General features: G+C 61.8%; 20 protein-coding genes and 1 tRNA gene. 11 read left to right on the forward strand and 10 right to left on the reverse strand.

Translation table 11 applies throughout. The features are described from left to right. Positions 1 to 100 precede the first annotated feature (100 nt). The 3 genes from EDC38_RS12710 to EDC38_RS12720 form a co-directional block, all read right to left on the reverse strand. Entirely contained in the window at positions 101 to 1,225 is a 1,125-nt protein-coding gene (locus tag EDC38_RS12710) for a hypothetical protein (RefSeq protein ID WP_123638967.1), read from the reverse strand. A 171-nt stretch (positions 1,226 to 1,396) separates the two neighbouring features. After that, positions 1,397 to 1,846 carry a DUF6174 domain-containing protein gene (locus EDC38_RS12715; protein ID WP_123638968.1) on the reverse strand — a complete coding sequence of 150 codons (450 nt, stop codon included), beginning with the start codon at positions 1,844 to 1,846 and terminating at the stop codon, positions 1,397 to 1,399. Positions 1,847 to 1,862: 16 nt separating this feature from the next. Next, complete coding sequence (locus EDC38_RS12720; protein WP_123638969.1) at positions 1,863 to 3,947, reverse strand: beta-propeller domain-containing protein; 2,085 nt, start codon at positions 3,945 to 3,947, stop codon at positions 1,863 to 1,865. 293 nt (positions 3,948 to 4,240) lie between these two features. On the opposite strand from EDC38_RS12720, the gene EDC38_RS12725 reads away from it, so the two are divergent. From EDC38_RS12725 to nagA, 7 genes are all read left to right on the forward strand, one after another. Continuing rightward, entirely contained in the window at positions 4,241 to 5,233 is a 993-nt protein-coding gene (locus tag EDC38_RS12725; protein WP_170162926.1) for a MipA/OmpV family protein, read from the forward strand. 40 nt (positions 5,234 to 5,273) lie between these two features. Beyond that, positions 5,274 to 5,651 (forward strand): DUF3019 domain-containing protein, encoded by a 378-nt coding sequence (locus EDC38_RS12730; protein WP_123638971.1) that lies wholly within the window; start codon positions 5,274 to 5,276, stop codon positions 5,649 to 5,651. Positions 5,652 to 5,682: 31 nt separating this feature from the next. Beyond that, positions 5,683 to 6,381 carry a winged helix-turn-helix domain-containing protein gene (locus EDC38_RS12735; RefSeq protein WP_024462448.1) on the forward strand — a complete coding sequence of 233 codons (699 nt, stop codon included), beginning with the start codon at positions 5,683 to 5,685 and terminating at the stop codon, positions 6,379 to 6,381. A gap of 27 nt (positions 6,382 to 6,408) precedes the next feature. Continuing rightward, positions 6,409 to 7,692, forward strand: a complete 1,284-nt coding sequence (locus EDC38_RS12740; RefSeq protein ID WP_123638972.1) for an ATP-binding protein — start codon at positions 6,409 to 6,411, stop codon at positions 7,690 to 7,692. Positions 7,693 to 7,800: 108 nt separating this feature from the next. Further along, positions 7,801 to 8,841 carry a LacI family DNA-binding transcriptional regulator gene (locus EDC38_RS12745; RefSeq protein ID WP_123638973.1) on the forward strand — a complete coding sequence of 347 codons (1,041 nt, stop codon included), beginning with the start codon at positions 7,801 to 7,803 and terminating at the stop codon, positions 8,839 to 8,841. Between the two features lie 158 nt (positions 8,842 to 8,999). Beyond that, positions 9,000 to 10,046, forward strand: a complete 1,047-nt coding sequence (locus EDC38_RS12750) for an SIS domain-containing protein (RefSeq protein WP_123638974.1) — start codon at positions 9,000 to 9,002, stop codon at positions 10,044 to 10,046. Positions 10,047 to 10,100: 54 nt separating this feature from the next. Continuing rightward, a complete protein-coding gene (gene nagA, locus EDC38_RS12755) occupies positions 10,101 to 11,243 on the forward strand; it encodes an N-acetylglucosamine-6-phosphate deacetylase (RefSeq protein ID WP_123638975.1) in 1,143 nt (380 codons plus the stop codon). On the opposite strand, the gene EDC38_RS12760 is transcribed toward nagA, so the two are convergent. Then, positions 11,244 to 12,737: a DUF5666 domain-containing protein gene (locus tag EDC38_RS12760; RefSeq protein ID WP_123638976.1), complete on the reverse strand. Its 1,494-nt coding sequence runs from the start codon at positions 12,735 to 12,737 to the stop codon at positions 11,244 to 11,246. Continuing rightward, positions 12,734 to 13,621: a DUF6502 family protein gene (locus tag EDC38_RS12765; RefSeq protein ID WP_123638977.1), complete on the reverse strand. Its 888-nt coding sequence runs from the start codon at positions 13,619 to 13,621 to the stop codon at positions 12,734 to 12,736. Before EDC38_RS12765 ends, EDC38_RS12760 begins: the two co-directional genes overlap by 4 nt. Positions 13,622 to 13,830: 209 nt before the next feature. Here EDC38_RS12765 and EDC38_RS12770 point away from each other — a divergent pair, with 209 nt between their 5' ends. Then, entirely contained in the window at positions 13,831 to 14,802 is a 972-nt protein-coding gene (locus EDC38_RS12770; RefSeq protein WP_123638978.1) for a DUF4382 domain-containing protein, read from the forward strand. 78 nt (positions 14,803 to 14,880) lie between these two features. Here the strand turns inward: EDC38_RS12770 and EDC38_RS12775 are convergent, their stop codons facing one another. From EDC38_RS12775 to EDC38_RS12790, 4 genes are all read right to left on the reverse strand, one after another. After that, complete coding sequence (locus EDC38_RS12775; RefSeq protein WP_123638979.1) at positions 14,881 to 15,972, reverse strand: acyltransferase family protein; 1,092 nt, start codon at positions 15,970 to 15,972, stop codon at positions 14,881 to 14,883. Positions 15,973 to 16,044: 72 nt separating this feature from the next. Further along, on the reverse strand, positions 16,045 to 17,385 hold the full coding sequence (locus EDC38_RS12780) for a sugar MFS transporter (protein WP_425462032.1): 1,341 nt from the start codon (positions 17,383 to 17,385) through the stop codon (positions 16,045 to 16,047). Positions 17,386 to 17,423: 38 nt separating this feature from the next. Further along, positions 17,424 to 18,323 (reverse strand): N-acetylglucosamine kinase, encoded by a 900-nt coding sequence (gene nagK, locus EDC38_RS12785; RefSeq protein ID WP_123638981.1) that lies wholly within the window; start codon positions 18,321 to 18,323, stop codon positions 17,424 to 17,426. A gap of 227 nt (positions 18,324 to 18,550) precedes the next feature. Further along, on the reverse strand, positions 18,551 to 19,429 hold the full coding sequence (locus EDC38_RS12790; protein WP_123638982.1) for a DUF3014 domain-containing protein: 879 nt from the start codon (positions 19,427 to 19,429) through the stop codon (positions 18,551 to 18,553). A gap of 194 nt (positions 19,430 to 19,623) precedes the next feature. On the opposite strand from EDC38_RS12790, the gene EDC38_RS12795 reads away from it, so the two are divergent. Next, positions 19,624 to 19,700, forward strand: a tRNA-Ile gene (locus EDC38_RS12795). 631 nt (positions 19,701 to 20,331) lie between these two features. Here the strand turns inward: EDC38_RS12795 and EDC38_RS12800 are convergent. After that, positions 20,332 to 20,607, reverse strand: coding sequence for a hypothetical protein (locus EDC38_RS12800; RefSeq protein WP_123638983.1), 276 nt, complete (start codon positions 20,605 to 20,607; stop codon positions 20,332 to 20,334). Between the two features lie 377 nt (positions 20,608 to 20,984). Here EDC38_RS12800 and EDC38_RS12805 point away from each other — a divergent pair, with 377 nt between their 5' ends. Together EDC38_RS12805 and EDC38_RS12810 are read left to right on the forward strand one after the other, a co-directional pair. Continuing rightward, on the forward strand, positions 20,985 to 21,599 hold the full coding sequence (locus EDC38_RS12805) for a TetR/AcrR family transcriptional regulator (protein WP_123638984.1): 615 nt from the start codon (positions 20,985 to 20,987) through the stop codon (positions 21,597 to 21,599). 69 nt (positions 21,600 to 21,668) lie between these two features. Then, entirely contained in the window at positions 21,669 to 22,829 is a 1,161-nt protein-coding gene (locus EDC38_RS12810) for an efflux RND transporter periplasmic adaptor subunit (RefSeq protein ID WP_211331128.1), read from the forward strand. The last annotated feature ends 3 nt before the right edge of the window (positions 22,830 to 22,832 follow it).

Here is a 22,832-nt window from a genome sequence, read left to right on the forward strand (position 1 = left end):
CTCCTGCATAGACCTTAGCCAGTGTCTATCGCTTCGGGGACTGTGCGCTTCGCGCCAGTCCCCTTTTTTATGTCACCTTATTGAACCACGGTATTCCGGCTTACAGATAGACCTCCTCCCTCCGGCTTTCCGCCTTGCGACGCATCAATTCCGCTTTTTCAGGCAAGGCCCGCTGGTCATAGATCTCCGCTGTCAGGGCGTAGAACCTCGGCTCCTCGGCCTGGCGCGCAATCGCCTGTTCCAGGTATCGCTCGGCCTGGGCAAGATCGCCATTGGCAAGCTGCTCGCGAGCCAATGAATACAGATAATAGGGGTTACTGTTGCGATGCTTGCGCACCCGTTCCAGGAAATACGCGGCTTTGTCCGTCTCACCCTCGGCCTCGTACAGGCTGGCGAGATTGCTCATCAGGGATAGGTCTCCCGGCGCCAGTGTCAGGCCTTGCCGGTAGGCCACTTCCGCGGCACCATGCACGCCCATGCGTTTGTACAGGGTTCCCAGGTTGTTCCAGAGGTAGCTCTGCCGGTCATCCAGTTGCAATGCTCTGCGCAGGTGCAGAAAGCCCTGGCGTCGGTCGCCTGCGCCCACCCGCTCCATCCCCAGGTTATTGTAAAACTGCGCGGCCACCAGCCGGTCACCGATCACTTGCTGCTCGAACACCGGGCTGTAGCGCTCCATTTCCAGGTCGATCACCAGTTCCTCACCACGGGGCAGCATGACCTTGGCATTCACGTGGCGGAACAGGAGGAAGGACTCGCCATCACGTAAGTCCCAAACCGGCGGCACCTGTACGTCGTTGACCTCGGCCTTCAGGCCGATGTGCCGGGCCATGGCCACATACATCAGGGTGAAGCTGAGACAGTTCACTTCACGCCGCTCAAAGGCGCGCGCTGCGGTGGTGGTATTCAGTGCGGTATAGCGCATGCCCAGCCCACCGGCCATCGGAGAGGACAGCAGCGCCCGGTGCAGCGCCTCCGCCCGCTGGTCCGGGTGGCGATATTGCAGCGCCACCTCTTCCGCCACCACCCGCATCATGGGCGAGAGCATCATCAGGTCATAGGGAGGCAATTGGTTATCGGCAGGCGGCTCGTCGAACAACAGTTCGCCGGAAAGGACCTGATCAAGGTCCCGGGAGGAAGGCGCCTGCACCCACTCAGGCAGGGGCTCCATGTGGCTGCAGGCGCCGAGCAGCAGAACAAAGGCCGCAGGGGCCCAAGGTATGCGCATCGAGACACCTCTCGCAATCACCGTCAGATTCGGAGGAAGCCCGGATCTGCATTTCAGTGTACCGGTACTAAGACAGTTTAGCGGAGAAAATGTTCGCCCGGTACACAACCTCTGCCCGGGTCATCGGCTAAACCGGTCCCTCGCCGACCCCGGTTGTCTGAGGTGATTGCGCTAGGCCAGTTGACGCTCCAATGCCCGCCGGCTGTCGTGGGCCGCCTGCAGGGAAAAGCTCAGGGGGTAGCCATACAGCGGGTGATAGACCGCCTGAGGTGTCCGGGGCTTGCGGTACAGCTCCGCCTCGATCCAGCGGAAATAGTCATCCACGGTGCCCACCTCGGCGGTCGAGCAGGCCTTGCCGGTGCCCAGCTCGTGCGCCGACACAACCGCGCCGGCCGCCACTCTGACCCGGATGTCGTTGCATCCTACCGAGCCGCATCGGCTGAGCGTGAATTGATAGGCATCGAACCCGCTCATCTGCCAGAGCTGCCAGTGTGTGTGGAGCGCCTCTTCCGGGCTGGCACTCACATCCCGGACGCGACGCCGGAGCTCCAACAGCGCCTCTGGCTCCCGAGCCTGGCCGTTGGACGCAATGTTCATGGAAATCATCACTTTGTGCATCATGCATCACTCCCCTGTGTCAGAAACTGAAAGGCCCTTCTAGCGACTCCGGCTCATCCCAGTCGCGCGCCCAGATGTCATTGCCGTGCAGGTAGTACACGGTATCGCCATGCATCCGGCTGCGGTCACTGCCGCCCCCCATGGGATACTCATAACCAGAGCCGGTCGCCGACTCCACGATCAAGGGTTCCCGAGTCTCCAGCGTGGCCTGGGTACCGGTCAGCTCGTTGACCTCAAACAAAAACAGTCCGGAATCCAGCCAGCGGTAACCGTCGCGGCGGGTCACCGGAACAGTAAAGCGCAACTGATCCGTGCCGACCGGGAGGAAATTGAACGCCCGCAGGTCGGTCAGCGCCTCGCTCCAACTCCCGGAGCCACCCAACTCAACGGCCTCGACGCTGACCGGGTTCAGGTCATCGCGCACATCAAACAGTTCAACTTTCACCCCGCCGAAACCGCCGTTTTCATCGGCCTCCTGACCCACGGACACCAGGTATCCCTCACCCACGGGGTGCAGGTAATTGGACACACCCGGAATCTCCAGTTCCCCGAGCACCGAGGGGTTTTCATTATCTGAGACATCCAGCACATACAGCGGGTCGATGCGTTCAAAGGTGACGATATAGGCCCGGTCCCCCAGAAAACGGACGGCGTAGATATCCTCCCCCGGCTTGCCGATCGGCGCCGGCTGGGCATCATTGGGCAGCCTTGCCACCACGTCCAGGGTGCGACTGTCGGAATCAGACGCTTCTTTCAGCACATGCAGAAAGTGCTCCGGGTCGCTCCAGTCCTCCCACACGGTGGTCACCACCCGCAGGTAACCCTGCGCCTCGTCCATGCTGAAGGAGGGGTCCGACCAGTTCAGTTGTCCCGGTACCAGCCCGGTGCCCCGATAGCGGATGTCTCCCCCGGCAATGGCAAACTTGTGCAGCCCGGTTTTCTCCTCCCGCCATAGTCCGGCACGGGTTCCCAGATAAAGGCTGTCCAGTGACATGTACAGCCCGCTCAAATGCGCGTTGACACAGACAGCGCTCACCAGACGTTGCTCCCGTAGATTGAAGGCGCTCACGGTCACTATGTCGGCGAAACCTTCATCGGGGTTCAATGTTTCCGGCAAATAGCAGTCCCCTTCACTCACCAGCGGCTGCTCCGGCGCCTCATCCACGCGATAGCCGGGCAGCAGATCAGACATCGGGGTGGAGCTGATCAAGCGTTCGTTGTTCTGACGCGCTTCATCGGTACCCGCATAGGGCTCCAGCCCCTCAATGTAAGGGCTGCTGCGGGACACCAGGTACAGCACATCGCCGATCTTCCGACTGTTGAGCAGCGTCCCCTCCACTTCCAGAGACCAGCGGATCGAAGGGTTCTCCGGCGACTGGACGTCCACCAGCTCGACCCGGGTATGGCCCTCCTGCAGCGCAATCTCCGGCATGCCCATCCAGCCCCAGCCGCCGTAGTAATAACGGCTGTCACTGAGGGCCACGACCGCCTCGGTGGCGTCACCGTCTTCCAGGGTATAAAGCTGGGACAGCACCAGGGGCGAGTCGGCGTCCCGTTCGAGCTCATAGCGCATGATGTAAGTGGCTCTGGCCTGTTCCGGGTCCGTTTCATAGATGCGCAGCGCCTGAACCGGCGGCGGCTCCGGCACTGACCCGTCATCACCGGCCGCCTCATCCAGCGCCACACTCTCGGCAAATCGGTGATAGCTGTACTGGGGTGACTCGGCAACAAAGAGGTAACGGCCGTCATACTTCAACCGGTCCGCCTCATCCACGCCCTCGACGTGCACGTTGGTGCGGGAATAATCGTCGCCACCCTCCGCGGCGTTGTCCGATACATCGGGCATCGCCACGCCGCCCTCTTCGGCCCAGTTATAGTCACCGGCGCGCATCTGCAAGCGCAGCCCGTTGCGCACGAACTGCGACACGGCTTCCGGTGAATGCTCATTGGTCAGCGGCTCCAGGTCGGGATCCGCCCAGCGGAGTTGACGGTAATCGGTATCGTATCGGCCCGGGCCCTCTCCATCGCCGTTTGAACCACCGCAAGCCACCAGCAGCATCGGGCTGGCCGCCAAAGCGCACAAAGTCATTGAACGAATGTTCATGCGAATCCATCCTCAAAAAAGTCGTGGGGTTTATGGCATCATCCCTTCACTCTAGCCCCACGGGCGGCCGGTTTCTGTAGCGCAACTGCGAAAGAGTGTAATTTTGTGTAACTCTGCGGCGGCTGCGGGACGAAGAGCGCCACGGCTTACAGGTTTTTACACACTCTCACAAAGGCATGACGGCTTTTTCCCGGTACAACAGGCACACTGAAGACTCGACAGCTCCGCCCGAAGGTCACGCGTGCACCTTCGGTGATAAACTCACCCCCCGAAATGAGAGTAGTATCGATCTGATGACGCGCTTAACTGACATCCTGGTCCGCGCCTGCCCTCTGGCGGCACTGCTGCTGGCATCGAGTCTGGCGTCGCCCAGCCTGGCGGACGACGACGCGGGGCACTGCGAACACAGCAGCGCCCGCTGTGTCGCGACCGGCACCTGGGACATCCAGTTGGCGCTGGGCGCCGGACTGCGCACCAACCCGATCGCCGGCGCCGATGATGTGCCGCTGGTGCTGATTCCCCAGGTCACCTATTACGGCAAGCGATTCTTCTTTGACAACCTGGACCTGGGCTACACCCTGGTCGATCGGCGGGACTGGATGGTGAACCTGTTGATCACCCCCAGCGGTGATGGCCTGTACTTCTTTGAGGACGACTGGGGCCGCTTTTTTCTCCAGGGCGGATTGAACACCCTGGGCGCCAACTTCAGCCCGGCGCCCGATGCGCCCACCGAACCCCCGGCGGTCGCCGATGAGGACGCGTTCGAGGGCCCGCAGGAGGATCAGCGGGAGCAGGAAAGCCCGGCCCCGGCCAACCCCGAACCCACGCAGGTATCACCGCCCCCGCTCCGGGACCGGAATATCGCCGCCCTGGCCGGAGTGGAAACCTCCGGTGACTTCGGCCGGTTTCAGTGGCAGCTCCAGGCGCTGTCCGATGTCAGTGGTGTGCACAATGGCGAAGAGCTCCGGTTTGCAGTCAGCACCGGAACCCGCCGGGACGCCAACCAATTGGGCATCAGCCTCGGATTCAGCTGGAAAAGCGCCGAGGTGATGGAATACTATTACGGCGTCACCCAGGGGGAATCGAGTGGTGCCCGTCCCGCCTACCGCCCCGGTAGCGGCACGGCACCCTTTGTGCGGCTGAGCTGGAACCGACCGGTAAACGAACAATGGCGTTGGCTGGCCAGCGTTCAGTACGAGCACCTGAGCGAAGCCGTTCGCCACAGCCCCCTGACTGACCAGAATAAGGTGATGCAAATCTTCGTCGGGGGCGTATACCATTTTTAAACTCGGGCAACTGAGGTGTGGCAGTACCCAAAATAACCCCATGCGCCAATCCCTGTGGATCCTGGCGGGCTGGTGTGTGGCCGGCGCCAGCGCGGCGGACAGCGCGCTGGAGCTGAAACCGAGCATCTGCGCTCTGGCGGAAAATCAGGTGCTGTGCGAGCAACGGGTCGACATTCGCTGGCACAGTGACTATCCCGACGCCCTGTGTCTGTTCGTCGATCAGAGCGAGCAGCCCCTGGCCTGCTGGCGGGAAAAAGACCAGGGCGAATACCACTACGAGGCACGCACCGAACAGAGTATGACCTTCCAGCTACGCGCCGAGCGGGACGACCAGTTGCTCGCCAGCCGACTGTTCGAAGTGATCCGCGAGTACACCGAATTCCGCTCTCGCCGACGCAAGCCCTGGAATTTTTTCTGACGCTTTCCAATAACAGACGAACCGGACACCCATGCAACAGATCCTATTGGCCGAAGACGATCACCGCCTTGCCGCCCTGGTGCGGGACTACCTCACCGACAACGGCTTTGAGGTGGCGGTGGAAGATCGCGGAGACCGGGTCCCGGAGCGGGTCCGTCAACTGCAACCGGATCTACTGATTCTGGACATCATGCTCCCCGGCAAAGACGGCCTGACCCTTTGTCGGGAACTGCGCCCGGCGTTCACCGGCCCGATCATGATGCTCACCGCCCGCAACGAAGATGCCGACCAGATTCTCGGACTGGAATTCGGCGCCGATGACTATGTGATCAAACCCGCCGAGCCGCGGATTCTTCTCGCCCGTATCCGGGCACTGCTACGGCGCATCGAGCCCGGCATTCCGAGCACTCCACAGACCCTGAGCTTCGGCACCCTGGAGGTGCACAGCGGCTCCCGCAGTGTCGAACTCGAAGGCGCTCCCATCAAGCTTTCCAGTCACGAGTTCGACCTGCTGTGGTTGCTCGCCCAGCGCGCCGGGGACGTGGTGGGTCGGGATTTTCTGTTCCGGGAGCTTTATGGGCGGCCTTATGATGGCATGGACCGGACCATTGATGTGCGCGTCTCCCAACTGCGCAAAAAGCTCGGGGATAACCCGGACAATCCCGCCCGCATCAAAACCATCTGGGGCCGGGGCTATCTGTTTATCGCCGACGCCTGGGAAGCGGAGTGAACGGCCTGAACCGGCGGCGGCCATGACATGAAAAGAGCCTTTCTGTCGCTTTACCTGCTCATCGTGCTGGCGACCCTGGGATTGGGGTGGGCTCTGGATCAACTCTGGAGCGCCTACCAGGCCGAACACCCAACCCAGGCGCCGGGCGCCATTCTCGCCGAGGTACTGCAACACAGCAGCGCCGGCCGACCGCTCGACCAGACCCGCAGCCTCGTGCACCGGCTGGCACGCGAAGGACAGACCGATGTCCGCCTGGTGTCGTTGTCCGATATTTCCGGGGAGGCGATCAAGCAGCGCCTTCAAGCCGGCGAGTCGCTGTCATTCGAGGACGCCAACGGCAACCTCTACCACTACCGCAAGCTCGCCGAACACCCCCAGGTCATCATCATCGGGGAAGTCACCCCCGATGCCTCCCGGCGTTTCGAAGCCCTGCTGGCGCTGCTCTTCTACGGCGCCCTGGCGGCCGTGGTGTTCTTCTGGCTCTGGCCTCTGACCCGGGACCTGAACCGTCTGGAACAGCAGGCCGAAGCCCTCGGGCGCAACCCTGAAACCGCCGTGATGGAGTTGCAGGGGCATTCTGCCGCGCAACGTCTGGCCCAGGCATTCAACCAGATGGCCCGACGCATTCGCGACCTGCTGCGCTCCCAACGGGAAATGACTCACGCGGTCTCCCACGAGCTGCGCACGCCCCTGGCACGCATGAAGTTCGCCCTGGAGATGGCCGATGCCAACAGCGACCCCCAGACGCTGGGCAACCGCCTGCAGAGCCTGAAAGCGGATGTGACGGAGATGGACCAGTTGGTCAATCAACTGCTGCACTACGCCCGCTTCGAGCAACAGCCCACCCTGCATCTCACTCCGGGCGACATGCCCGGCCTGCTGCAGGACCTCTGGCAGCGCCTCAGTGGGCACCTGGAGCATCCGCCACGCCTCTACCTGCACACGGCGGCCCATCCACCCCCCGTGACCTGCGACTGGCCGCTGATGGAGCGCGCCCTGCATAACCTGCTGCAGAACGCCCTGCGCTACGCCCGAGAGCGGATTGATATCACCCTGACTACGGCCGCCGATGGCACCCAGGTTCAAGTGGAGGACGACGGCCCGGGCATTCCCGAGGAAGAGCGGGAGCGGATCTTCGAGTCCTTTGTCCGCCTGCGCGATGCCCCGGAGCTGCACAGTGCCGGGTTCGGACTCGGGCTCGCCATCGTGCACCGGGTGATGCAGTGGCACCACGGCACCGTGCGGGTGGATAGAGCCACCACCGGCGGTGCCCGCTTCACGCTTTACTGGCCCCCTCAAGGTGGAGCGTAACAACGCCATGGGCGGGCCGGGATCAAGCCATTGTCGGATATGATATAGTGCCCGGCTTTGGCCGCCCACGACGGCCGTCTCCACCCAGCCAAGCGGATTTCTGTGGTAATGAAGCCAACCATCAAAGACGTTGCCAAGCGCGCCGGCGTATCCTTTAAAACCGTCTCCCGGGTTATCAACCGGGAAAGCACGGTCGGCCAGGAGCTTCAGGACAAGGTCTGGAAGGCCATCAAGGAGTTGAACTACCAGCCCAACCTGTCGGCGCGGGTACTGCGCGGCGCCGCCTCCTCCATCGGCTTCATCTATGACAACCCCAACAGCAACTATGTGATCGAAATGCAGCGCGGTATTCTCGATGAGTGCCGCCGCCAGGATTACGAGCTGGTGATCCACCCCTGCGACGCCAAGTCCCCGGAGCTGCTGGAGGAAATTTTTGGCATGGTGGACCGCAGCCGCGTGGGCGGGCTGGTGCTCACTCCCCCCATGTCCGAGATGCCCGAGGTTCTGGAAGCCCTGACCGAGCGCAGCATCCGCTTTGTGCGGATACTGTCGGGAAGCCAGCCGCCTGACACTCTTTCACCCTGCGTGTTTGTGGATGACCGCACGGCGGCCTACAACATCACCCAGTACCTGATCGACCTGGGGCACAGACACATTGCGTTTCTGGGCGGGGAAGAGGCGCACAAATCCAGCGTCGAACGTCTCGCGGGCTACCAGCAGGCCCTGAAGGAAAACCAGATTGACGCCGATCCCAGGCTGATCATCAAGGGTGAGTACGCCTTCGAATCCGGGGTCAAGCGGACCCGGCAACTGCTGGCCCTGACCCCGAGGCCCACCGCGGTATTTGCCTGTAACGATGAAATTGCCGCGGGCACCCTGTTCGCGGCCCGTCTGGCGGGTGTGGATGTACCCAGGGACCTGTCCATCGTGGGCTTTGAAGACAGCCCCTTCTCGCGCCAGGCCTGGCCCAACCTCACCACGGCCCGTCAGCCCAATGCGGATATCGCCCGCACGGCCGCGGAGCTGTTGGTCCATCAGATCCGCCACCGCAAGGGCGACAAACCCACCGACAGCGAAGGGTTTTACCCCCAGTTGGTGGTGCGTGACTCCACCTGTCCGCCCCCGTCTCGCACCCCGGCGTCCTCCTGACGCCGGCCACCCTGGGCAAACCGCTTTACTTTCCTCCTCGACGCGTGCAGAATACCCCAAAAGACAACGTTGTCTAACACCATCTACTACTCATCATTCATCCCGTGATGGCTTACCGGATTACCGGGACCCATGCCGGGATCAAGACAGGAGTTTCCATGAACACCGCCTCATTACCCGCTCCGGACCAGACTCTGATGCACCGCGAGGCCGGCGAAGCCGCGGCCGTGGTCAGTCACCAGCTCAGCGACAACGCCTCTCGGGTCAAGGCGGCCGCCGAGCGTCTGCGCGCCTACCGTCCACGCGCCGTGGTCACCTGCGCCCGGGGCAGTTCGGACCATGCGGCCACCTTTGCCAAATACCTGATCGAAACCCAGCTCGGCCTGATCACCTGTTCCGCCGCGCCCTCGGTCGGATCGGTGTACCAGCGTCCGCAGCAACTCGACGGCGTGCTGTACATCGCCATTTCCCAGTCCGGGAAAAGCCCGGACCTGCTCGCCAATGTCGAGCGCGCCAAGGCCGCCGGAGCGCTGACCCTGGCGCTGGTCAACGTCGCCGACTCCCCCCTGGCGCAGATGGCTGACCTGGTACTGCCTCTGCAGGCCGGTCAGGAGCTGAGTGTCGCTGCCACCAAATCCTTTATCGCCAGCCTCTCGGCCCTCCTTCACCTGGTCACCGAGTGGGCGGACAGCGAGGCACTGCGCACGGAGCTGCGCCAACTGCCCGAGGCGCTTGCCCGGGCCTGGTCGTTCGACTGGTCCGATGCCGTGAAGGCGCTGACCCCCGTGCACAACCTGTTTGTGATCGGGCGGGGGCTCGGCTTTGGCATTGCCCAGGAAGCCGCCCTGAAGCTCAAGGAAACCTGTGGCCTGCACGCCGAGGCCTTCAGCGCCGCCGAAGTCCGGCACGGCCCCATGGCCATCGTGGGCGAAAACTTTCCGGTGCTGGTCTTCGCCCAGCAGGACGAGACCCGCGAGAGCACTGAATCACTGGTTCAGGAGTTTCGCCAGCGTGGCGCCCGGGTTCTGGTGGCCGGCGAGGCGGACCTTGCCGACACGCTGCCGGTGGTCCCCGAGGCTCACCCGGTGATTGCCCCCATCCTGGCGATCCAGAGTTTCTACCGCATGGCCAATGCACTGGCCATCGCGCGCGGGTATCATCCCGATGAACCACCGCACCTGAACAAAGTAACGGAAACCGTCTAACGCAGCGCAAGGTACAACACCAAGCGCACAAGGTAAGCCCAGGAGAGACCCGACATGAAGCAGGCATTGATCCGCGCTCCGATATTTACCGGTGATGAGTGGCTGGAGCACCGGGCCCTGCTGCTCGACGGCGGCCTCATCAAGGGGCTGGTCGCCGAGGATCAGGTTCCGACCGACTACCGGGTGGAAGACCTGCACGGAACCCGACTGATTCCCGGCCTGATTGATACCCAGGTCAACGGTGGCGGCGGAGCCCTGTTCAACGATGCCCCCACCATCGACACCCTGCGCACCATTGGCGCCGCCCACCGGCTGTTCGGCACCACCGGCTTTCTGCCGACCCTGATCAGTGATGATCTGGACATCGTGGCCCGGGCCATTGCGGCGGTCCATCAGGCCATCGCCGAAGGTGTGCCCGGGGTACTGGGTATTCACCTGGAGGGCCCCTTTCTGAATCCGGCCCGCAAGGGGGTTCACGACGAGAGCAAGTTCCGCCGCCTGACCCCCGAAGCCGTGGACCTGCTGAGCTCACTGGATAACGGGTTTACCCTGGTCACCCTGGCTCCAGAGCGGACCACACCGGAGTTGATTCGCGACTTGAGTCAGCGGGGAGTCATGGTGGCGGCCGGGCATACCGCCGCCGACTACGAGCAGACTCGCACCGCCCTGGCCGCCGGGGTACGCAGCTTCACGCACCTGTTCAACGCCATGACCCCGATGACCAGCCGGGAACCCGGCGTGGTGGGCGCCGCGCTGGAGGATCCCGACAGTTGGTGTGGCCTGATCGTCGATGGCTATCACGTGCACGCCGCCACGCTTAAAGTGGCGCTCGCCGCCAAGCGTCTGGGCAAAATGGTACTGGTCACCGATGCCATGCCGACGGTCGGCGCGCAGCACAAGCAGTTCACCCTCAAGGGCGAGACCATTCACGCCGACAACGGCCGCTGCGCCACCGCCGATGGCACCCTGGCGGGCTCGGATCTGGATATGCTCAGCGCGGTGCGCAATACCGTGGCGCAGCTGGAACAGCCGCTGGAGGAAGCCCTGCGAATGGCGAGTCTCTACCCGGCGCAGATGCTCGGACTGGATCGGGAGTTGGGACGGCTGGCACCGGGGTGCCGGGCCAGCCTGCTGGCCGTCGACGACCAGCTGCGAGTCAAACAGAGTTGGATTGACGGGGCGGCACAGCAGTTCTGATCAGAACCGGAACTGCAGCAGCTCCGCGTCGGCCGCCCCCGTAGTCGACTGCGCCGTAGGCAACTGCCCCGCCGCCGCGGCGCACTGACCGGGCAGGGGCGGCGGACAGCCCCGCACATCCTCCGGCACATCGCGGCGACTCAGCGACCTCGCGGTCACATGGGAGCCCGACGCATCCCCGGTCACCGATACCGAATCGCCCAGCGACAACTCATCGAACAGCGCCTCACCGTCGGCCCCGGCAACGGCCACGGTCACCCCGAGCACCGTCAGCCACCGGTTATCCCGGTCGATCGCGGTTACGGGGCCCGACAGAGCGACGGTATCAACATAGCCCGGTTGCCGCTGGACTCGCGTGACCACCTGGGACTCGCCCTCATAGTAGGCATAGAGTTCCAACCACTCTCCGACCCGCAGGCTGTTCAGGTTGACACCCTCACGTGGGTTGCCGCGACCGGCCGGGTTTTCAAACGCGGTCAGGTCCGTTAGCTGATACCGGCCGCCGAGTAACACGACCTCTCCGCGGTCCGGATCGATTGCATCCACCCTGGCGCGGATCCGGTTGATCCCAGGGCGCAACACCTGTACCCGCTCAGCGGCCAGGCTGTCATTGCGCAGGGTACCGCTCACCATCACCCGAACGCCGTCTCCGAGCTCGACCTGGTCCGACAGCCCTCGGGCGCCGCTGGCATCCACCGGGATACCGTTCACCTCGAAGGCCTCCCGTGAAACAAACCGCTCAATAACCCCTTCCTGGTACCACTGTCCTCCCTCCTGAGGTATGGCCGGCTCGATCAACTCAATGCGATCCGGATACCAGAGTTCGCCGCGCCGCTCGCCGCCGCGCACGACTACCGTGTCCCCCTCAGCCAGATCGCCACTGACCTGAGCCTGCGAGACGTCCACCGATTGTTCTCCGAGCTGGAAGCGCTGCTGATCCGCTCGCCAGGTTTCTACCCGGCCCTGAGCGGTCAGTGGGCCCCGATCGGCACTGGCGACTTTGGTCGCCCGCCACTGTCCCTCGGCGGCCACCAGACCACTCACCTCGAGGTAGGCCCCAGGCTCCAGCGAGTCAAAGGCAATGCCATCGAAGCGCACATCGTCATATACCACCACAGTCTGCCCGAGAATCTGAATTTCACGCCGGACATCGCTGCTTGATACCAGAGCGTCCACCGGACCGCGCAGGGTGCGGTTATAGCGGACCGCTGCGGCAACCGCATCCTGCCCCTGCAACTGGTCAAGCTCGACATCCACCACCATGCCCAGGGTGATGTCATCGACCCCGGCCGGCTGACCGTCCACGGAGATGTCGGCGGTATCGATCTCGATGTGCAGACCGTTGACGTAGACGCTGCCATAGGCAGTCACACTGCCGCTGACGGTGGTCGGACTGCCGGTACCCTCAATCCCCGCCACGGACGAACTGTCGCTCAGGCACCCCGCCATCATCAGGGCTCCCAGTGTTGCACTGACCACACCAAGCCGCTTCATGCATCATCCTCTCTGGGCGTCGCATTTTCCTGGCCGGAGATGACTCCGGTACCCGGAAATGAACGCTCGTCATTTCGTTGCTCAAAATAGTAAAGGCCAATGCCGGCCCGTACCTGGCCGGAGCCCGCAAGCTCCGGGGACTGGTCTCGATCACACTCGGCCAGCCAATCATTCACCTGGAGCAGAAAGGCCTGCCCCTCCCGGGCGCTGCGCTCGCGAATGCGTTCAAGCAGCTCCTCCGGGATGTTGACGTAGGAGACCGTCCGCTGAATAAACGGCCCCGGTGCCTGTTTCGCAATATTGTGATCCATGGTGGCCATCAAATCTGCCGCCGCGGTCCCAAAAATCCGGATATTTTCCTGCATGTCTTCCAGGGGGATATAGCCTCTCGCCAACAGCGACACGCCCTCACCAGTACGCCGCACCGCCTCGATGCGCTCCAGCTCATCCAGCAGGGCCCGCACGGGGACATCGCGACTGTATTCACGCACCAGCGCCGTAAAGCTCGGCCCAGCATCTTCCCGCTCTACCGGAAGCATCGCCGGCTCGCCGGCCGGGGTGTGGAAGCGTACGTCATTCAGCCAGCCGGTGATAACCCGGGCGGCGGGCGTCGGTTGTTCGGCGGGGGCATCGGACAGGGGATGGGAGCGCTCCTGGAGCTTGGCGATGTCCTTGCGATTGATGCCCGTCAATACCGCCATGCGTGACAGGCTCTGTTTGCGCCCCGGGATCGCGAAGTCCTCCCGGGCGGTATCGACATACACATGGCGGGCGATATCGGCGAACAGGCGATAAGACACCCCATGGCGCAACAGCAACCGCACCATCGGACGCAGCATTCGATAAAGCGCCCGAATCAGGGCTTTTTGGGTTCTATCGCTCATGTTGGGATTATAGCGTCAAAAAACATTCAAAAAATGTGATACGAATCACATTGAATAATCCACTTTTGGGACTATAGTGTCAAAAAACGGCATCAGAGACGATCCGGGTGAGACGCAGAGCAACAGAGCGCTCCCTTTTGGGGCCTGCCTGGCACTCCCCGGATCAGCATTAAGGCTTTGATTCCATCAACCCTAACGAGGTGATATCGATGACACAGTTCAAAAAACGTCCACTGCAATTGGCGCTCGCCGCATCCCTGGCCACCCTGGTGGCTTGCGGTGGCAGCTCCAACGACAACAGCGCCGGCAGCAACGAAGGTCGCCTGAGCCTGAACGTGACCGACGCTCCCATCGACAGCGCCGCCCAGGTGGTGGTGGAATTTTCCGGCGTCTCCCTGAAACCCGCCGACGGCGAAGCGCTGGAATTCACCTTCGACGAACCCAAGAGCATCGATCTGCTGTCTCTTCAGGGCTCTGCTTCCGAGTCACTGCTGACCGATGAAACCGTGCCCGCTGGCGACTACGAGTGGATCCGCCTGGCGGTGAATGCCGAGCACGATGGCGTGCTGGACTCTTACATTGAGCTGGATGACGGCACCATGCCGGAGCTGCGGGTTCCCAGTGGCAGCCAGACCGGCCTGAAACTGGTCAGCGGTTTCACTGTGGTTGCCGGCGGTACCGCCAACTTCACCATTGACTTTGACCTGCGCAAATCAGTGGTCATGCCGGGCGGCCAGGCGGGCGCCTTCCTCAAGCCGGCGCTGCGCCTGATTGACAACGCCGCCGTGGGCACCATTGCCGGACAGGTCGACGCCGAGGTACTGGTCGATCAGTGCGCCGACCCCGCCAACCAGACCGGCTCGGTCTACGTGTACTCCGGTGCCGATGCCACCCCCACCGATGTATCCGGTGCCGAAACCGACCCGCTGACGACCGCTCTGGTGTCTGATGTGGACGGTGAATACCGCTATGAAGTCGGCTTTGTGTCCGAGGGTGATTACACCCTGGCCTACACCTGCGGTGCCGTTGATGACGATCCGGAATCCGTCGATGAACTGGTGTTCTTCGGTACCGCCAACGCCACCGTTGAAGCCGATACCACCACCGAGGTGAACTTCACCATCGACCAGGCAGAAGACGAAACCACCGAAGAGCAGACTGAAGAACAGACTGACGCCTGACGTTTTTTTTGGCCTGACGCGCCGCTTGCGCCGCGAACCACACTCTGGGGGTTCGCGGCTTTTTTTTGCGTGCCCGTTTTAAATAGAAATGACGATGCGCTTGCGCTCAAGCCACCAGGCGACCAGCCAGTGCACGGCGACAAACAGGAGGGCAAACAACAGCGACGCATTGGTGGGGCTGAACCATTGCGCCAGGGAAGCATACAACCACTGATAGGCCGACCCCTCCCCCACCGGAATCAGGTACAGGGTTTTTGCCAGGACGATCGACAACACATAGATAAACAGCGGGTTCTTACCCAGCATGGCGAACCCGCGATACACGGGCTTTACCGCTGGCCATGACTCCAGCAACACCAGGGCGACCAACACCAACAGCGCGGTGCCCCCGGTCAGCAACACGAATGAGCTGGTCCACAGATATTTGTTGATCGGAAACCACGGATGCCAGACCAGGCCCAGCAACACCAGAACCACTCCGCCCAGAGCGAGTAACCCAAGACTGCGCCAGCGCGAGGCACCCAGCACCAGAATGCGCGTCGCCTCAAAGCCAAGCAGCGCCGTCACCACCGAGGGCAGCGTCGACAACAAGCCTTCCGGATCAAACGCCAGCCCCTTGCCCTGCCAGATATGCTCCGCGCCGAATACCCACAGATCAAACTGACGCACCACCGAGCCCTGCAGACTGTAGGGATCTTCCCCCAACTGCAATATCGCCCAGTAACCGAGCAAGAGGACCGCCATGATCCCGCCCCGCCACAACCCCGGCACAAATAGGGCAATCGGTGCGGCCAACAGGTACGCGAGCGCGATTCGTTGCAGCACGCCCGGAATGCGCAGCGTCGCCACACCTTCCGTAAACGGAAACGCGTTGAGCAACACACCGATCAGAAAAATCAGGGCACTGCGGCGCACAATATTCAGCAACCGCGCCGACACCGGCTGCGCGGTACGTGAACGGCTCGAGAAAAACAGGGCCGAACCGACGATAAAAAGAAAGAAGGGAAAGATGTAATCCGTGGGCGTGGCACCGTGCCAGTCGGCATGCAGTAACGGTGCGTACACCGCATTCCAGGAGCCGGGCGTGTTGACCAGAATCATCAGTGCGAGGGTCAGCCCGCGCATGACATCCAGAGCCAGAAAACGTCGATGGGCAGAAGTTTCAGACATAGAGACACCTCAAAAAAGTGACCGGTCGCGACAGTGCGGACCGGCCAAGCAGAGGAGAGGGGGAAGCGCCGCTCAGGATTTCCAGCGGCGCAGCTTGTGCCCTTTCAGGGCATAAAACAGAATGTAGGCGTAGCAGGGGAGCATGACCCAGTAGGCCGCCTGATTGCTGGTGCTTTCCGCAAAATGGCCGTACAGCAGCGGGATCACCGCACCGCCGGCAATCCCCATGATCAGCAGCGCCGAACCGACGCTGGTGTACTTACCCAGATCCGCCAGCGACAGGGGCCAGATCGCCGGCCAGCACAAGGCATTGGCCAGCCCCAGCAGCGCCAGGAACATGACCGTGTTGGGCACCGTGGGAATGCCCAACCAGCCGAAAAGAATTGACGCAATCCAGTCGCTTTCACCGGACCCGGTCAGTACCCCCACGGTAAACAGCACACCGAAAATGGCGGACCCGGTCAGCGCCCTGGCCTGACTCAGAAAACGGGGAATGCACAGCACGCCGACCACATACCCGATGACCATAAACGTCATGGTGTAGGCCGTCAGTGAACCAAAGTGCGCTACATCCATTCGCCGCCCATAGAGCCCGATCGTATCGCCGGCGATCACTTCCACCCCGACGTACATGAACAGCGCGATCGCACCCAGAATCGCCTGGGGATGATTGAGGATGCCCAACTTATCGCCGGCCTCATCGTCACTTTCGGCGTCGACGTTCAACTCCGGCAGGGATGAGAACTGCACAAACAGCATCAAGGCCAGCAGCGCCCCGGCCATATACAGATAGGGCACCACGAGGCGATTCGAGAGCTCCGCCAAGCGTTCCGCACGCGCCTCGGCGCTCAATGCCAACAGCACATCCTCATCGAACTGGTCCATGCCGGTCAGTACCCAGAGCGTAAACACAACCGGAGCCACCACACCGGCGGCCTTGTTCAACAGCCCCATGATGCTCATCCGCATGGCGGCACTCTCGCGCGGACCAATACACACAATGTAGGGATTGGCGGCCGTCTGCAGCAAGGTCAACCCGGTGCCCAGAATAAACAGCGCCAACAAAAACACGGCATAGTGACTGGACTGGGCGGCGGGAATGAACACCAGCGAGCCCACCGCCATCACCGCCAACCCGATGACCATCCCGGTCTTGTACCCGGTGCGGCGCAATACCAACGCGGCGGGCAGCGCCATGACGGTATAGGCGATATAAAACGCAAAGGTGACGAACAGCGCCTGAAACTCATTGAGCTCACAGACGATTTTCAGAAAGGGAATCAGTGCACCGTTCAGCCAGGTGACAAAGCCAAACACGAAAAACAACACCCCGATAATGGTCATCGGAATGAGGGCACTGGAAGTGGCCGGAGCCCGGGCAGTGGTGTCAGTGGTCATAGCAGCCTCGCGAATCGACGTTCAGAATTGTTATCGTATTGTGTTGATGGCGTTCAGGCGGTATTGGCCAGTGCGCTCTGCTGGCGTGCAAACAACAGCGCTCCCGCTTCCGGTGGCCCGAGGGGGCGGGATAATTGCTCGGCCACATCCCGATCCAGCCAGGTCTCCAGGCGCTCGGCCATCCCCCCGATCAGTGACAGCCGCGGTGGCTGATACGCCAGTAGCTTGCGCGCCATGGCACTGATGTAGCGCGCGCCGCTGCGAAGAATATCCAGCGCCACCGGATCGCCGGCCTCGGCGGCGTCAAAGACCAGCGGCGCCAGGCGGGCGTAGTCACTGGATGGCTTGCCGGACATCCGCTCGACAATTGCCAGGCCCCGCGCCTGCAGCAGCTCCGCCACACTCTCGATCAGTTGGGTTTCTGGTCCGAGATCATCGGACGCCAGCAGGACCGCCTTGATCGCTTCCAGTCCCATCCAGGCGCCGCTTCCCTGATCGCCATAGGGAAAGCCGTGCCCACCCAACAGGTGATCCACGCCGGCGGCGCGGACATAACCGCAAGACCCGGTCCCGGTGACGATGACCGCCCCTTCGTCTTGCTGATGGGCACCGAGCAGGGCAATACGCAAATCCGTGGTCAGATGAAGCGCCGCAAAGGGGTGGGGCCAGTCACTGATGACCCGATAAAGACTGGGCAGATTCACCCCCGCCAGCCCCGCGCCCGCCACCAGACGGCCGAGGGTTTCAGTTGGCAGGCCAGCATCGCTAAGCGCTCGGCGCGCCGCACTCTCGATGGATTGCAGCGTCTGCTCCACGCCGTGCAGGGGGTTGGCCGGCCCCGCCAGAGCACTGCCAAGGACCCGCCCACTGGCATCCGCTATGCTGGCTTTGCACTTGCTGCCGCCACCATCAATTCCCAGAAAGTAGTGCTCATTGGTTGGGGCACTGACCATAAAACAACCTCTTATTCTGTATCACAACCCACCGCTGAAAAAAGCGGGGGCGGGCTTCGCCGCCGACCCCGCAAGAGGTGAGAGAGAGTTCCAGCGAACAATACTGGAAGACTCACTGTAATTGCTCGGGACAACGTTGTCAAACAAATTTTTTGCCTTCCCTGACCACAAAAAAACCGGGCCGATGCGACATCGGCCCGGTCCGCTCTTCCAACATGCCCAGCCGGTCACTCAGACTCCGGCAGCGCCTCCAGTTCATCGCGCAGGGCCCGCAGAGCCTGCTTGACGGCCCGGTGATGCTCCGGCCCCATGCGAATCATCAATTTCTGCAAGTCCGTCAGCGCCTCCAGCTCGGGATCCCGGTACTCGTAGAAAACTTTGGGCCGGTGCAGGCGAATATCGCCGGGGGGCTCAGGCGCCTCCAACAGCTCATCAATGGTGTTGAGCACGACCTCGTGGAAGGTTCCATTATTGACGCCATGCTCATCAAACGCCTCCTCCAGCAAGGGGCGGTAGCGCTGGTACCAGCCCACCACCTGCTCGGGATCGCTCTCGGTCAAGAGCGCGACGTAGGCATCATAGCGCTGGAAGTTCTCTTCGAGCAGTCGATATTCCTGCTCGGCGTCGGTACGGGCTTCACCGACCTTTGCCACGGCCAGGGGCGGCGGTGGCGATACCACCGGACGATATTCATGCACCACTTTGCCATCACGGGCGGCCGCCGCGGCACGTACCACCTTGCGGATCAACTCTTCGTTGACCAGCAGACGCTCGACGTCGTCATTGCCGGTGGCCTCTTCCAGCTCATTGAGTGCTGGCTCATCGCTCTGGTCCAGCTCCGGCAGCGGTTCCGGTTCGGGCTCGGGTTCCGGCTCGGGTTCGGGTTCAGGTGCCGGCTCAGGTTCCGGCTCGGGCTCTGGCTCCGGTTCGGGCTGCTGAACCGGAGGGGCCGGCTCCGGTGTCGGTTCCGGCTCATCTTCCCGGCCAAACAAGTACAGGCTCAGAGCCACAATCACCACCACGACAATAACGACCAGGGCGATAGTCGCGGTGGGCTTTCGATTACCCGGCTGTGCTTCCGGTGTTGAATGCTCATCGTTCGCCATATTCCCACCTTTCTGGTTAATGCCCGCAGGCTGCACCTGCGTGGTCCGTTCTTGGACTGGAGGATACCGCCGCCAGTTCATTCGTCTCCTTTATTTGTAGCACAGTATCCGTCCCGGCTCTACAAGCAGATCAAACGACCCGCTATGGGCTGGTCACACTCGCCCCTTGTCTTTATAATGCCGGCCTCCCTTTCGGGCCCATAGCTCAGTTGGTTAGAGCAGTCGACTCATAATCGATTGGTCGCAGGTTCAAGTCCTGCTGGGCCCACCACTCCCTTACGGTCGTGCTGATCCTTGTTCTTGACACCATAACTTGGCCACTTTGGCCAAACTATGGTGTACTAGTACAGCTATTTTGGCCACCCCGAAAAGTATTTCACACTACAGTCCTAAGCCAGTGCTGACGCGGGCTACAGCCTTTATGACTCCGCCAAAGCCCCGTAGGGTCACCGCAATCAACCGATCGCGCTTGGGTTAGGCCTCTCGCTCACAAGCGCCAGCAGGCGCCCCCGATTAAACTCTAACCGACCTGAAGTTGGCGTATAAATGAGTCGCGCACTCGAGACAGTCTCGGCCTGTGCCGCTGGAGCCCCTCCAATTCTCGCTGCACATCACGGAAGAAAAGCTCCCTGACAGCGCTGGTTGAGAGGTTACGTTTGTGGACGTTGAAGCCGCCTCATTCGCTACCAACCGCCAAGCATCCCCTGTGGGAGCCTCCCGAGAGGTAGGTTGGCTGCTCTCTATCTCCTGCCTGAGCTTCATCCTCACACCCTCAACCGCGGAAAGAATAGGCGGGTGTTGACATGGGCAGGAAGCAGCTACCGCCAATCACTCACAAGGTCTAGGGATCGACCGCTGATGAGGCGGACTAGGCCGAGTTAACGGGGCCCGGTGTTGGGTAATTACTGATATAACACTAATAAAAACCCAACGAGTAAGACAGAGTTGAAAAAAAGCGCAATGAATCTGTATAACTTTTCATCTGGGTGAGCAACGGCACCTGGGATGTACATATCTTTCCCTTGGAAAAATTTACAGATCTCAGCTACGGACAAAGGGATCCCTACCAGCGCAACCGTTCTGAAAATCCAGTCTTCATCACTGGTAATGACTCCAATTAAAGCTACTAAAACGCTGACAAGAATAATCCAAAACGAATATGATTTGTGAAACTCCATGAAAAACCTCAGCCAATACTGTGGACTCAAGATTAAACACAGTCTTACCCGTAATACACACCAGTGCAATTATCTTGAGCAGTTACTTCAGCGCACTTAGTCGCTCCTCATTCGCTTCTGTTTTGTTTAGGAGCCAATAAGACCTCAAACCGCGCACTCAAGCGCCTTGAATGGTCGACACAGCCATTTGTCCGATAGAAGCCACCTCGCCGGATCCGCCGGAAGCACCAAATCTGCGCCCGAACGCTCGGCTACACCCTGCTGGGCCCACCACTCCCCCAGACTTAACGTTTATTGACACTCCTTTGATTGATCCGGAGTCGTGCTGGCTCGTATCATTAACGGACTGACCAGTCCGTCCTATTATCGAGAGACTCATGACCGAACCGGAAAAGCCCAAACGCGTGCACAAATCCGCCGAGCAGCGGCGCGAAGAGATTCTGACCGTGGCCACCCGTATTTTTGCCGAGCGGGGCTACCAGGTCGCCGATATGCAGGCCGTGGCGGATGCCGCCGGGGTCGGGAAAGGTACGGTCTACCGTTACTTCCCCACCAAAGAGGCGCTGTTTACCGAGGCCCTTCGCTTTAATCTGGAGACCCTCAAGGCCTCCATCGAGCACGCTCGCGAGCAGCCCGAGGATCCGCTGGAGCAGCTGCGCGAAGGCATGCGCGCCTACCTGCTGTACTTCGAGAAGAACCCGGAGCTGATTGAGCTGTTCATTCAGGAGCGGGCGGAATTTCGCACCGAATGTCAGAACTCCCTGTACTTCTCCTACATGCTCGCCGGGCGCGAGGACTGGGTCGCCATGTTCGAGCGCATCGCCGAGCGCCACCCGGTGCGCGATATCGACGCCCAGGAGTGGATGGAGGTGTGCGGGGACATGATGCACGGAGCGGTGGTGCTCAGCCACACGCCCCTGCCCCGTCGACCGCTCAGTGAGCGCTTTGACCGGATTTTCGATATTTACCTGCACGGCATTCTCAAGCACTGACCGCCGTTACTGGCGCCACTCTCTTTACCTTTTTGTTTTTAACGCTGTTATCAAACGGAGCTTATTACCATGATGTACCCCACTTCCCGTCCGTCCGCCGGATTACTGCGCCGGGGCCTGGCCCTGTCCGCGCTTGCCCTGCTGGTCAGTGCCTGTAGCTCCGAGCAGGGCGGCCAGCAGGAGCGGCCACCGTCACCGGTGACCACCACCGAAGTGCAGGCGCAAGCGGCGCAACATCAGGTGGAGTACCCGGGCCGAGTGCACGGCGCCACCGAAGTGAGCGTGCGCGCCCGGGTGTCCGGCATTCTGGAGTCGCGCAATTATGAAGAAGGCACGGCGGTGGAAGCCGGGCAGACGCTATTTCAGATCGAGCCCGACACCTATCAGGACGCCGTAAAAGCCGCCGAAGCCGAGCTGGCCAGTGCCGAGGCTCAGCAACTGCGTGCCGAGCGCGAATGGGAGCGGGTGAAAGGTCTGTTCGAGCGCAATGCGGTCAGTGAGCGCGAGCGCGATCAGGCCCGCGCCGACAGCCGCGCCGCCAATGCCCGCCTGGAAGCGGCCGAGTCCGCCCTGAGCAATGCCCGTCGCCAGTTGCGCTACTCGCGGGTAGAAGCGCCGGTGTCAGGCTTGACCAGTATGGAGGCGCTCACCGAGGGCAACCTGGTAGAGGCCGGCACCGTTCTGACCCATATCGTTCAGCACGACCCGGTGCACATCTATTTCGCCCTGCCCGAGGAAGACGCCATCGCCCAGCGCGTCGCCCGTGAAGCGCTCCGGGACGACGAGTCCGAGCGAGAGGCCCGCCTGGTGCTGCCCGACGGCAGTGAGTATGCCCGCGCCGGCCAAGTGGATTTCGCCGATCGTCGCATCGACCCGATGACCGGTAGTGTGCAGATGCGTGCGGTTTTCCCCAACCCGGACAGCGAGCTGATTCCCGGCCAGTTTGTGCGCATTCGCCTGGCTCTGGCGGACTACGACAACGCCATCTTGGTGGACCCCACCGCCGTGGGCCAGGGCCCGGAAGGCCCTCAAGTATTCACCATCGGTGAAGACAACACCGCCGCCGCCCACACCGTGAAGCTGGGCCCGGTAATCGATGGTCGCCAACTCATCCTTGAGGGACTCGAGGCCGGCAGCCAGTTGGTGATCAATGGTCAGGTGGCACTGAGTGACGGCGCCGCCGTGCAAGTCACCAATGCCGACGACAATGCCAGCGACCAGGAGGGTTAATTG

Origin of the sequence: Marinimicrobium koreense (assembly GCF_003762925.1) — a bacterium.
GTDB lineage: Bacteria > Pseudomonadota > Gammaproteobacteria > Pseudomonadales > Cellvibrionaceae > Marinimicrobium > Marinimicrobium koreense.

What these genes read in the sequence shown, in the direction of transcription:
- EDC38_RS12805 (WP_123638984.1), top strand. Translation starts at nt 20,985, where the DNA reads ATGACCGAACCGGAAAAGCCCAAACGCGTGCACAAATCCGCCGAGCAG.
- EDC38_RS12710 (WP_123638967.1), bottom strand. Translation starts at nt 1,225, where the DNA reads ATGCGCATACCTTGGGCCCCTGCGGCCTTTGTTCTGCTGCTCGGCGCC.
- EDC38_RS12720 (WP_123638969.1), bottom strand. Translation starts at nt 3,947, where the DNA reads ATGAACATTCGTTCAATGACTTTGTGCGCTTTGGCGGCCAGCCCGATG.
- nagA (WP_123638975.1), top strand. Translation starts at nt 10,101, where the DNA reads ATGAAGCAGGCATTGATCCGCGCTCCGATATTTACCGGTGATGAGTGG.
- EDC38_RS12745 (WP_123638973.1), top strand. Translation starts at nt 7,801, where the DNA reads ATGAAGCCAACCATCAAAGACGTTGCCAAGCGCGCCGGCGTATCCTTT.
- EDC38_RS12800 (WP_123638983.1), bottom strand. Translation starts at nt 20,607, where the DNA reads ATGGAGTTTCACAAATCATATTCGTTTTGGATTATTCTTGTCAGCGTT.
- EDC38_RS12790 (WP_123638982.1), bottom strand. Translation starts at nt 19,429, where the DNA reads ATGGCGAACGATGAGCATTCAACACCGGAAGCACAGCCGGGTAATCGA.
- EDC38_RS12740 (WP_123638972.1), top strand. Translation starts at nt 6,409, where the DNA reads ATGAAAAGAGCCTTTCTGTCGCTTTACCTGCTCATCGTGCTGGCGACC.
- EDC38_RS12770 (WP_123638978.1), top strand. Translation starts at nt 13,831, where the DNA reads ATGACACAGTTCAAAAAACGTCCACTGCAATTGGCGCTCGCCGCATCC.
- EDC38_RS12750 (WP_123638974.1), top strand. Translation starts at nt 9,000, where the DNA reads ATGAACACCGCCTCATTACCCGCTCCGGACCAGACTCTGATGCACCGC.
- EDC38_RS12760 (WP_123638976.1), bottom strand. Translation starts at nt 12,737, where the DNA reads ATGAAGCGGCTTGGTGTGGTCAGTGCAACACTGGGAGCCCTGATGATG.
- EDC38_RS12775 (WP_123638979.1), bottom strand. Translation starts at nt 15,972, where the DNA reads ATGTCTGAAACTTCTGCCCATCGACGTTTTCTGGCTCTGGATGTCATG.
- EDC38_RS12715 (WP_123638968.1), bottom strand. Translation starts at nt 1,846, where the DNA reads ATGATGCACAAAGTGATGATTTCCATGAACATTGCGTCCAACGGCCAG.
- EDC38_RS12810 (WP_211331128.1), top strand. Translation starts at nt 21,669, where the DNA reads ATGATGTACCCCACTTCCCGTCCGTCCGCCGGATTACTGCGCCGGGGC.
- EDC38_RS12725 (WP_170162926.1), top strand. Translation starts at nt 4,241, where the DNA reads ATGACGCGCTTAACTGACATCCTGGTCCGCGCCTGCCCTCTGGCGGCA.
- nagK (WP_123638981.1), bottom strand. Translation starts at nt 18,323, where the DNA reads ATGGTCAGTGCCCCAACCAATGAGCACTACTTTCTGGGAATTGATGGT.
- EDC38_RS12730 (WP_123638971.1), top strand. Translation starts at nt 5,274, where the DNA reads ATGCGCCAATCCCTGTGGATCCTGGCGGGCTGGTGTGTGGCCGGCGCC.
- EDC38_RS12765 (WP_123638977.1), bottom strand. Translation starts at nt 13,621, where the DNA reads ATGAGCGATAGAACCCAAAAAGCCCTGATTCGGGCGCTTTATCGAATG.
- EDC38_RS12735 (WP_024462448.1), top strand. Translation starts at nt 5,683, where the DNA reads ATGCAACAGATCCTATTGGCCGAAGACGATCACCGCCTTGCCGCCCTG.